This window comes from Streptomyces sp. NPDC057287 (genome assembly GCF_042667905.1).
Taxonomy (GTDB): domain Bacteria; phylum Actinomycetota; class Actinomycetes; order Streptomycetales; family Streptomycetaceae; genus Streptomyces.
Genome location: NZ_JBHUYV010000011.1, coordinates 95,064 through 101,408, shown reverse-complemented (window position 1 = coordinate 101,408; position 6,345 = coordinate 95,064). Strand labels below are relative to the sequence as shown.

Here is a 6,345-nt window from a genome sequence, read left to right as displayed (position 1 = left end):
GGCCTCGGGTGGTCACCCCCGGGATGGTGATAGGCGGCCGGGGGGGGCGGCTGTGGGGCGGGCGGGCCGCGGGGGGGGGGGGGGGGGCCGCCCCCCCCCCCCCCGGCCACCACGCCGCCTCTCCTCCGACCGCCCGAAGGACGAACCCCGCATGACTCCGCCCGGCTTCCTGTTCTGCCGCGACCCGCTGCGGCCGCGGCACCCGGATCCCCTGTTCGCCGAGGAGGCGGCCGCTGCCCGGCGCGCCGGTGCGCGGATCGTCCTGGTCGACCACGACGCGTTGCTCGCCGGGGACGCCGGGACCGCCGTCAGCCGGGCCGGGCGGGACTCGGGGGCGTACTGGTACCGGGGCTGGATGATCCCGTCCGCCCGCTACGAGGACCTGGAGCACGCCCTCCTCGCCCGCGGCTGCTCGCTGCTCACCGACGCCTCGGCCTACCGCACCGCCCATGAACTGCCCGGTTGGTACGAGGCGTTCGCCGGCCTCACCCCGCGCAGCGTCTGGCGGGCGCTGCCGGCAGCTGAGGCGCTCCCGGATCCCGCGGCCTGGTCCGGCCTCGCCGGCGCTCTCGGCCCGGGCCCCGGCATCGTCAAGGACTTCGTCAAGTCCCGTAAGCACGAGTGGCATGAGGCGTGCTTCGTGCCGGAGCTGACGGACACGGGCCGACTCGCCGCCGTCGTCGGCCGGTTCGTCGGCCTGCAGGGGGACTTCCTGGCCGGCGGAGTGGTGCTGCGCGCGTACGAGCCGTTCGTGCCGGGCGGTGAGGCCCGGGTGTGGTGGGTGGACGGTGAGGCCGTGCGGGTGACAGCGCACCCGGACACCCCCGGCCGGCTGCCGGCGCCCGGGCTCGACGCCGTCGGCGCGGCCGTGCGCGCGCTCGGCTGCCGGTGGGTGACCACGGACATGGCGCTGCGGGAGGACGGGGTGTGGCGGGTGGTGGAGGTCGGTGACGGCCAGGTCAGCGGCCTGCCCGCGGGCGACGACGGCGAGGATCTCTTCGCCGCGCTGCTCGCTGCCCGATCCTGATCACCACTACGCGGGCGGACCCTGGTCCACCTCACCGCGCTCCCCGGGCCTGACCCCGGTCCGGGCGCGGGGAGAGATCGGTTCAGCAGCCGCAGTCGTCGGCGTCCACGGGCGCCGTGAGCGGGTCGGCGGTACGCCGCTCGGGCCCCTCCCAGGTCTCGAAGACGAGTCCCTCGCGCGCCCAGTACTCGAATCCGCCGAGCATCTCCTTGACCTGGTAGCCGAGTTCGGCGAGCGCCAGAGCGGCCCGGGTCGCTCCGTTGCAGCCCGGCCCCCAGCAGTAGGTGACCACGGGCACGGCCGGGTCGAGGAGTCCGGCCGCCTGCTCGGCGACGAGGGCGGTCGGCAGGTGCACCGCGCCGGGGACGTGCCCCTGGTCCCAGGAAGCGGTGGACCTGGAGTCCACGACGACGAAGCCGGGGTCGCCGTCGCCCTCCAGGGCAGCTGCGACATCGGACACGTCGGCGTGGAAAGCGAGTGAGGCACCGAAATACGCCGCGGCGACGGCCGGGGAGGCGGGTGGCACCCGGAGGACGGGGTTGCCGGCGGTGATGGTCTGTGAGGTCATGACCAGAAATCTACGGTCGCCCGACCCCGGCCGGAAGCAGTGATCCCCGGCACATCTCTTGATCCGCAGGGGCTTCCCCTGTTGTCTGACGTCATGACCGAGTATTCCCCGGACGCCACGGACTGGCGCATCCTCGACGTCCTCCAGCGTGACGGACGCGCGACCTTCGCCGAGCTGGCCCGCGCCGTGGCGATGTCCCCGAGCGCCGTCACCGAGCGGGTACGCCGCCTCGAGGAGGCGGGGGTGATCAGCGGTTACGCCGCGGTGGTGGACCCGGAGCGGCTGGGACTGCCGATCCTCGCCCTCGTACGGCTGCGCTATCCGAACGGCAACTACAAGCCGTTCCACGACCTGACGGACACGACCCCCGAGATCGTGGAGGCCCACCATGTGACCGGTGACGACTGCTTCGTCCTGAAGGTGACCGCCCGTTCGATGCGTCATCTGGAGGAGGTCACGGGGAGGATCGGCGCCCTCGGTTCCGTGACCACCAGCGTCGTCTACTCCTCGCCCCTCCCCCGTCGGGCGATCAGCCGCTGAGCATGCCGGCCGACCGGTGGACCACCGCCGATCCGTGCCGTTCCTTCACGACCTCCAGCTGGGCGGGGATGCGCCTGCGCAGATCTGCCACGTGGCTGACGATGCCGACGCTACGGTCGCGTTCGCGCAGCGAGTCGAGGACGTCGAGCACCTCGTCCAGCGTCTGGTCGTCCAGGCTGCCGAAGCCCTCGTCGATGAAGAGCGTGTCCAGACGTACGCCGCCCGCCTCGTCCGTCACCACGTCGGCCAGACCGAGGGCCAGGGCGAGAGAGGCGAAGAAGGTCTCGCCGCCGGACAGCGTGGCCGTGTCGCGCTCCCGGCCCGTCCAGGAGTCGACGACGTGCAGGCCGAGCCCCGCCCTGCGGCCTCCGCTGCGTTCGTCGGAGTGGACCAGGGTGTAGCGGCCCGACGACATCCGCTGGAGACGGGCCGTCGCCGCGGCCGCCACCTGTTCGAGGCGGGCCGCCAGTACGTACGCCTCCAGCCGCATCTTGCGCTCGTTGTCCGCCGAGGTGCCCGCGGTCAGCCCGGCGAGACGGGCCACCCTCTCGTACTCCTGGCGACGTGGCCCCAGGGCGCGCACCTCGTCCTCTGCACGGCGCGAGAGCCGGCCGAGCTCCGCACCTCGCTCCTGCGCGGCGGCGTGCGCGGCGGCGCTGTCCCTCAGCTGCCTCGCGGACAGGTCGTACGCCGCCTGCGCCGCGTCCGGAGTCGCTGCCGGGCGGTCGGCGGCAGCCCGGGCGTCCTCCTCGGCGAGCCGGTCGGCGACCGCCGCGGCCTCCGTCTGCCAGGCGTCGACGCGGTGCTGGAGCTCCCGCTGCGCGGTGTCGTCGAGGAGCTTCGCGGCAGCGGCCCGCGGGGTGTCGAATCCGGCCCGGAAGGCGGCGTCGGCGAGCCTGCCGTCCGCCTCCTTGAGCCGTTCCGCCGCGTCCTGCTCGGTGCGGAGCGCCTGGGCGGCGCCGGCGAGCAGACCGGCGCGGCGTTCGAGCAGCGCGGCGTGCTCGGCAACGGAGCCGCAGGCGCCGCGGGCCGTGACCAGCTCCGCCTCCAGCGCCGTCTGTTCACGGTCGAGCGCTTCCCGCTGCGAGGTTCGGGCGGCAGCGCGCCGTTCGGCCCGCTGCCGGTCGTCGAGCCGGCCGAGGTGCTCGCGCTCGGCAGCGGCGAGGGCCTCCCTCGCCGCGTGCGTTCCCGCCGCCAGGCGGTGCGCGTCCTCGTGCTCCCGGGTCAGGCGGTCGACGGCCTCATGAAGCCGGGCGACGGAAGCGGGGGCCGGGTCGCCCGGTCCGGACGGGCCGGTGGCGTCCGCCGGGTCCACCGACTCCGCCCGCGCCGCCGTGAGCCGTTCCCGCAGGAGCCCGAGCTCGCTCTCCGCAGCGCCACGGGCCCGGTCGGCACGCTGGTGCGCGGCAAGCGCCGCCTCCTCCGTGGCCCGGTCCACATGGCCGGCCTCCGCGCGGGCCGGCTCCGGGTGCTCGGCCGATCCGCACACGGTGCAGGCGGTGCCGTCGACGAGCCGGCCGGCCAGTTCCGCCGCGATGCCGCGCAGCCGCTGCTCCCGCAGCGCCAGCCACTTCTCGTGCGCGGCCACGGCACGCTCACGCGCCGCGGTCAGGGCCGTGCCCGCCACCTCCTCCTGGACGGCGAGAGCGTCACGCCGACGGGCCGCCTCCAGCCTCCTGCGCGCGGGGGCGAGCCGGCCGGCCAGCTGTTCCGCGCGGGTCGCCGCGTCCTGCCCCGCCTCGACGTCCGCCCTGAGGCCCCGGTGGGTGGTGTCCCATCCGGCGAGCCAGTCCGCCGTCTCCTGGATCAGTTCGTCGTCGGAGCGGGACTGCCTCTCCAGCCCGGCCCGCTCGGCGTCGATCTCCACGCTGCGCCGTTCGGCGCGGCGCGCCGCGCCGAGTCCGCCCAGTTCCGCCCGGAGCGCCCGTTCCCTGGCGGCCAGCTGTTCGAAGCTCGCTCCGGCCAGTTCGGGCGGCAGTCCGGCGCAGGCCCGCTCGCGCTCCCCGGCAGCCGCGCGGTGGGCCCGCTCGGCCCCGTCGCGCAGGTCGAGCGCCGGGGCGACCAGGTCCGCCTTGCGCGCGCGGGCCAGCTGTTCGTGGCAGCGGTCGCGTTCGGCGCGGCGGTCCTCGAGCCCGGCGGCTCGGCGCCGGGTCTCCTCGTACCGCTGCTGGAGCCGGGCGAGTTCGCGCTCGCCCTCGAGCGCAAGGCGGGCGGCGGTGTTCCGTTCCTCCGCCCCGGCGAGGACGCACCGGGCGATGTCGAGCCGCTCAAGGGCCCCGCTCCGCGCGACGGCCGCCCATCGCAGGACGCCCTCCGCGAGACCGGGCTCCCCGGGCCGTTCCTCGGGAAGGGCCGCCTCGTCCGCCGCCGGGCCGGCTGCCTGCGCGATGCGCTGGGCCAGGGCGAGGATCTGCTCGTCCCCGGCCCTGACCCTGGCTTCGGCCGCCCGTCGCTGTTCGGCGAGGCGCTCCTCGACGGCGGCGAAACGACGGGTGTCGAAGAGCCTGCCGAGCAGCCTCCCCCGTGCCTCCGCGTCGGCACGGAGGAACCGCGCGAAGTCGCCCTGCGGCAGCAGCACCACCTGGCAGAACTGCTCCCGGCTCATCCCGATGAGGCCGCCGATCTCCTCGCCGATCTCCTGGTGGGAGCGGCTGAGCGGCTTCCAGCCGTGCTCGGGGTCGTACTCACGGAGGCGGCTCTGCGCCTTCTCGGTCGTGAAGCCGCCGCCCCTCTTCTTGGGCCGGGGCTGGGCGGGCAGCCGGGTCACTTCCAGGCGGCGCCCCCCGACGGTCAGCTCCAGGCGCACCTCGGTCGGCCTGTCCGCCGGGGCGTGGTCGCTGCGCAGCGAGGTCCCGGGGCTCTGCCGGGCGCCGGGCACCGCCCCGTACAGGGCGTAGCAGACGGCGTCGAGAACGGAGGTCTTGCCCGCCCCGGTCGGACCGTGGAGCAGGAAGATCCCGGCCGAGGACAGTGCGTCGAAGTCGACTTCCTGCGTGGCGCCGAAGGGTCCGAACGCGGTCAGGGTGAGTGTGTGCAGCCTCAACGGGACACCTCGTCGATTCCGTCGCCGACCCGCACGTCGTCGAAGGCGGCGCGCAGCACCGTCCGCTCCTGTGCGCTGGGCCCGCTTCCGCCGCGTACGTGGGCGACGAAGTCCTCGGCCACCTGCTGGTCGTCACGCCCCTTGAGCCGCTGGGCGTACGACGCGAGGGGGTCCTGGGGTGCGCGATCGGGTTCGAAGACCAGGCTGAGGGTGTGCGGGAACCGCTCGAGCAGGCGGGCCATCGGCTCCTCCGGCCGCGCGGGGTCGGTGAGGGTGGCCTCCACCCAGGACTCACGGTGCCGTTCGAGCGCGGGGTCCTCGAGCAGTTCGCCGAGGCGTCCGCGGAGCCGTGCGAGCGGGCGTGGAACCGGGCAGTCGACGCGTTCCGCACGGAGGTCCCCGTCGGCGCCGAGGTCGATCAGCCACATCGTCTTGCGGTGCGCGTGTTCCGAGAAGGAGTACGCGAGCGGCGAGCCCGAGTAGCGCACGCGTTCCGTGACCGTCTGGCAGCCGTGCAGATGGCCGAGGGCCACGTAGTCGACGCCGGCGAACACTCCGGCGGGGACGGCCGCGACGCCGCCGACGGTGATGTCGCGTTCGCTGTCGCTGGGTTCGCCGCCCGCCACGAAGGCATGGGAGAGGACCACGGAGCGGGTGCCGTCCGGCCGTGAGGCGAGATCGGCCCGCACCCGGTCCATGGCCGCCGTGAGGACCGCTTCGTGCCCCGCCTTCGATGCGCCCAGGCTGTCCTTGACGAGGGCGGGTTCGAGGTAGGGAAGCCCGTAGAACGCCACGTCGCCGTGTGCGTCGTGCAGCACGACCGGGGTGGCGCAGTCCGCCGGGTCGGTCCGGAGGTGGATGCCCGCGCGCGCGATCAGCCCGGCGCCGACGCCGAGCCTGCGGGCGGAGTCGTGGTTCCCGGAGATCATGACGGTCGGCACACCGGCCTCGGCGAGCCGGTGCAGCGCGTCGTCGAACAGCTGGACGGCGGAGAGCGGCGGCACGGCCCTGTCGTAGACGTCGCCCGCCACGACGACGACATCGACCTCGTGTTCCCGAACCGTCTCCACCAGGTGGTCGAGATGAGCGCTCTGGGCATCGAGCATCGAGACGCGGTGGAACGACCGGCCCAGATGCCAGTCCGAGGTGTGCAGAATCCTCACGACA

Annotated in this window: 5 protein-coding genes; 2 read left to right on the top strand and 3 right to left on the bottom strand. The window is 74.7% G+C overall.

The annotated features are described in order from the left end of the window. Nucleotides 1–151: 151 nt before the first annotated feature. A complete protein-coding gene (locus ACFUNE_RS22090) occupies nucleotides 152–1,027 on the top strand; it encodes an ATP-grasp domain-containing protein (RefSeq protein ID WP_383570549.1) in 876 nt (291 codons plus the stop codon). Between the two features lie 82 nt (nucleotides 1,028–1,109). Here ACFUNE_RS22090 and ACFUNE_RS22085 read toward each other — a convergent pair whose 3' ends face one another. Further along, nucleotides 1,110–1,595, bottom strand: coding sequence for a rhodanese-like domain-containing protein (locus ACFUNE_RS22085; protein WP_383570546.1), 486 nt, complete (start codon nucleotides 1,593–1,595; stop codon nucleotides 1,110–1,112). 93 nt (nucleotides 1,596–1,688) lie between these two features. Here ACFUNE_RS22085 and ACFUNE_RS22080 point away from each other — a divergent pair, with 93 nt between their 5' ends. Beyond that, nucleotides 1,689–2,135 carry an Lrp/AsnC family transcriptional regulator gene (locus tag ACFUNE_RS22080; protein ID WP_383570543.1) on the top strand — a complete coding sequence of 149 codons (447 nt, stop codon included), beginning with the start codon at nucleotides 1,689–1,691 and terminating at the stop codon, nucleotides 2,133–2,135. On the opposite strand, the gene ACFUNE_RS22075 is transcribed toward ACFUNE_RS22080, so the two are convergent. Both ACFUNE_RS22075 and ACFUNE_RS22070 read right to left on the bottom strand, forming a co-directional pair. Continuing rightward, nucleotides 2,125–5,178 carry an AAA family ATPase gene (locus tag ACFUNE_RS22075; protein ID WP_383570540.1) on the bottom strand — a complete coding sequence of 1,018 codons (3,054 nt, stop codon included), beginning with the start codon at nucleotides 5,176–5,178 and terminating at the stop codon, nucleotides 2,125–2,127. The genes ACFUNE_RS22080 and ACFUNE_RS22075 overlap by 11 nt on opposite strands. Next, nucleotides 5,175–6,341 carry an exonuclease SbcCD subunit D gene (locus ACFUNE_RS22070; protein ID WP_383570537.1) on the bottom strand — a complete coding sequence of 389 codons (1,167 nt, stop codon included), beginning with the start codon at nucleotides 6,339–6,341 and terminating at the stop codon, nucleotides 5,175–5,177. The genes ACFUNE_RS22075 and ACFUNE_RS22070 overlap by 4 nt, the downstream gene beginning before the upstream one ends. Nucleotides 6,342–6,345 lie beyond the last annotated feature (4 nt).

Coding starts and splice junctions, on each gene's coding strand:
- ACFUNE_RS22090 (WP_383570549.1), top strand. CDS start 152: ATGACTCCGCCCGGCTTCCTGTTCTGCCGCGACCCGCTGCGGCCGCGG.
- ACFUNE_RS22085 (WP_383570546.1), bottom strand. CDS start 1,595: ATGACCTCACAGACCATCACCGCCGGCAACCCCGTCCTCCGGGTGCCA.
- ACFUNE_RS22080 (WP_383570543.1), top strand. CDS start 1,689: ATGACCGAGTATTCCCCGGACGCCACGGACTGGCGCATCCTCGACGTC.